This window comes from Rathayibacter sp. AY1A2 (genome assembly GCF_002930935.1).
In the GTDB taxonomy this organism is placed as follows: Bacteria; Actinomycetota; Actinomycetes; order Actinomycetales; family Microbacteriaceae; genus Rathayibacter.
In genome coordinates this window covers 1-1468 of record NZ_PSTP01000045.1, presented here as the reverse complement: position 1 = coordinate 1468, position 1468 = coordinate 1, and the positions used below count along the sequence as shown (strand labels likewise).

The window sequence follows — 1468 nt, the reverse complement described above, 5'->3', positions numbered from 1 at the left end:
GGCCCCGCCGATCCGCTCCCCGCGCCCGAGAACCGCTTCGTGCTCTGGCTGCGCGGCCTCGACCTGCCCCGCCGTCCCGGCTGGATCGGCGGCGTCTGCGCGGGGATCGCCGACCGGCTCGGCATCGACCCGCTGATCGTGCGCGGGATCGTGCTCGTCGTCGCGGTGCTGGGCGGGCCCGCGCTCCTCCTCTACGCCGCGGCCTGGCTGCTGCTGCCCGACCAGGACGGCGCCCTGCCGGTGGAGCGGCTGCTCCGCGGCTCGCTCGACCGGGTGCACGCCGGGATCGGCGTCCTCGTGCTCGCCTCGATGCTGCCGGTGGCGCAGGGCTTCTGGTCGCTCGGCGGCGCGTACACCGGGGCGATGCCCTGGGCGCCCGCGACCGGGCGGACGCTGTGGTCGCTCGTGGTGCTCGGGCTGATCGTGGCCTTCGTGGTCTGGATCGTGCGGCGGAGCCGGCGATCGGACGACGCGGCCGCTCACCCGGCCCAGGGCTCCCCGTCCGCACACCCCTCCGCGACGCTCCCCTACCCCGCGCCCTCCGCTCCGGCCTACCCCGCACCCGACCCCGGCCTGCAGGACGAGCGCCCCTCGTCCCCCGAGGCCGTCGCCGAGTGGCGCGAGCGCCAGGAGGCCTGGCGGGCCGAGCGGGAGGCGTTCCGCGCCCAGCAGAGCGCGTCGGCCCGCGAGACGGCCCGCGCCCGGGCGGAGGAGGCGCGAGTCGCCGCCGCCGCCGTCACCGCCGCGCGCCTGGAGCGCCAGCGCCTCCGACGCGCCGCGAACCCCCGGCTGCGGGCGAGCCTCACGTTGCTCGCCCTGGGCGCCGCCGCACTGACCGGCGCACTGGTCTCGCTCACCGCCTCCGGGCCGACGGCCCTCGTCGTCGGAGCCGCCTCGGCCGCGCTCGTGCTCGCCGTGGTGATCGTGCTCGCCGGCCTGTTCCGGAGGCGCGCGATCGCGCTGGTCGCCCTCGCGACGGTCGCGCTGGTCACGGCCGCCTGCGCCGCCGTGCTGCCGACCGACCGCGAGCTGCTCCCCGTGCTGGGCACCTACGGCTTCTCGAGCGCCGCTCCCGGCCGCTACGCGACGCTCGCGGCGAGCGACCTGCGCGTCACGGTCGCACCCGGCTACGAGACCTCCGGCGAGCCGCTGGACCTCTGGATCGGCTACGGGCACGTGTCCGTCGCCACGATGGCGGGAACGGCGGTCCGCCTCGAGGCGACCACGGAGGACACCGAGCTCCTCGTTCTGGACGCCGACGGAGGCGCGATCGACGCGCCCCGCGAGGTCCGCACCGCCGACGGCCGTCAGCTGTGGACGCAGACCTTCGGCGATCCCGAGGCCGAGCCGTTCGTGGTCCGCATCGCCCAGGAGGGCGGGTCGATCCGCGTCCAGGACTCCACACCGGGCGCCGACTCCGGCACCACTGCGCCGGACGCCGACGCCACCCCGACACCCACCCCGAGCC

At 77.5% G+C, this 1468-nt stretch carries 1 protein-coding gene; it reads left to right on the top strand.

The window, feature by feature from the left end:
* A partial coding sequence (locus C5B93_RS16805; protein WP_104293005.1) for a PspC domain-containing protein occupies positions 1-1468 on the top strand: 1468 nt, incomplete at both ends.